1 pseudogene is annotated in these 1,925 nt (G+C 39.9%); it reads left to right on the forward strand.

From position 1 onward, the window contains the following. A pseudogene (locus EG849_RS15675) lies at positions 1-1,925 on the forward strand (DUF6443 domain-containing protein); the annotation flags it as partial.

A 1,925-nucleotide genomic window follows, 5' to 3' on the forward strand; every position in this document is an offset into this window, starting at 1 on the left:
GTGTATGACCAGTTTGGCAACCTAAGCTATGTGATTCCCCCTGAGTCATCAAGTCCTACAGTAGAACTGGATGGGTTGTGCTACCAGTACAAGTACGACTACCGAAATAGGCTGGTTGAAAAAAAACTCCCAGGCAAGCAGTGGGAGTTTATCGTTTATGATCGGCTTGACAGGGTAGTCGCTACCGGTCCTGCACTGTCTCCTTTTGATGGAAACGCTGTAGGTTGGCTGGTGACTAAGTACGATGAATTCCACAGGATAGTATACACAGGCTGGTTCAATCCGAAGCCAACATTCCGTCATATTTTGCAGGCGCAGCGAAATGCCACCAATAGTAATTTTTCTGAAAAAAGGAACAGTGGCGGAATGGTAGACAATATTAATATTGGTTATTCCAATGTTGCTTTTCCTACGAGTAGTTTAAAACTGCTTACTGTTAATTATTATGACGATTACTCCTTTCCTGGAGGCCCTACTAATTTTGATGCTGTAGAAGGAGAACCTGTTTTTTACAACTTAAGTGTCAAGCCTAAGGGTATGTCGACAGGTAACTGGGTCAGGGTTTTGAATGGCACTTTTTCAACTTTTTATTCTCTTTCTTATATTCTTTATGACGCAAAGGGCAGACCTATAAAAAATTACAAGCGCAATTATCTGGGAGGATATACCTCTGTGGACAGCAAGCTCGACTTTAGCGGCAAGACGCTCTATACAATCTCTCGTCACAAGTCCAACCCAGCAGTTTCCGAACTTTACCTTAAAGACAGCTACAGTTATACGGATCAAGACAGGCTGTATTCGCATGTCCATCAAATTGGAGAAAATGGGACGCCTGAGCTTTTAGTGAGGAACGAATATGATGAGCTTGGACAGCTCATTATAAAAAAGGTAGGTGGGACAGATCTTTCAGGACAGCATAGTCTCCAGCAAATTGATTACAGGTATAATATTAGGGGCTGGCTTACTGATATTAATAATATCAAGCAACTCGATATAGACTCTCAGCCCCGTGACCTTTTTGCCTTCAAGATAAACTATGAGAAAGTAATAAATGAAGTCTATGGAGCAGTCAAGCCGCTATACAACGGTAACATTTCCGAAACGTTTTGGAAGACTGAAAAAGATGGTGTAGAGCGCAGCTACAGCTACAGTTATGATGCCCTTAACAGGCTACGAAATGGTTTCTACCATAAGCTAGGGGTACACACGAAAGCTTACGATGAATCTGTTCTTACTTATGACAAAAACGGGAACATAACCAGTATGTTCAGATATGGAGGAACTGATTTTCAGAATTGGTACAATGAGCTAGACTATCTCGAGTATTTTTATCATCCACAGAATAAGAATCAGCTGATGCGTGTCTCTGACAATTGGAATAATTCAGAAGGTTTCTCAGATGGCAATAATCTTGGCGATGATTATGGATATGATGATTTCGGTAATATGATTAGTGATGATAATAAGAATGTGTCTAAAATTTATTATAATCATCTGAACCTGCCGATTAAAGTCGAAACTACTGCAATAGTGAATGATGTAGCCAAATCAATAAATTACGTCTATGATGCAGCAGGAACAAAGTTACGTAAACAGGTAGCGTGGGGCGCTGGACAACTTTATCCTGAAACGGACTACCTTGACGGTTTTCAATATGTCTGGGGTAAACTTGAATTTTTCCCAACATCAGAAGGATATGTGAATGTAAATAATGATGGTGAAGTTCCTATTTATTCCTACATTTACAATTACACAGATCACCTTGGCAATGTGAGGCTAAGTTATGGAGATATAAATCTGGATGGTATTGTATCTGGTGTGGAAGAAATTGTCGAGGAAAACAATTATTATCCTTTTGGGATGAAGCACAAGGGGTATAATGAAGGACAATTGGTCGACAATACTTATAAGTATAAGTACAACGG

The organism is Flavobacterium macacae (assembly GCF_003865365.1).
Taxonomy (GTDB): Bacteria; Bacteroidota; Bacteroidia; order Flavobacteriales; family Flavobacteriaceae; genus Flavobacterium; species Flavobacterium macacae.